The organism is Bartonella sp. MR168JLCBS (assembly GCF_042194175.1).
Window position 1 is genome coordinate 626 of sequence record NZ_JBHIMP010000105.1, and the last position, 264, is coordinate 889.

At 40.5% G+C, this 264-nt stretch carries 1 pseudogene; it reads right to left on the reverse strand.

What is annotated here, in order from left to right:
* Positions 1 to 56: 56 nt before the first annotated feature.
* Positions 57 to 264 (reverse strand): annotated as a pseudogene (locus ACFIK8_RS09470) (3-phosphoshikimate 1-carboxyvinyltransferase); the annotation flags it as partial.

Genomic DNA, 264 nt, shown 5'->3' on the forward strand with positions numbered 1-264 from the left:
TGCTAATGTTCCTTTTCCTGAGGCTGCTGGTCCATCAATTGCAATCACAAAAGGTTTCAAGAAATTTTCCCCCCAAGTTGTTGTATAAAAGGGATAAATTCTGGAAAGCTAGTGGCAATCATTCGTTTATCATCAATGGTAACAGGTTTTTCTGATACCAGTCCGAAGATAAGAAAGGACATTGCAATCCGATGGTCAAGATGTGTGGTGACATGTCCACCACCCAATCCTTTTGCCGAGCTTTTTCCATGAACAATGAGAAAA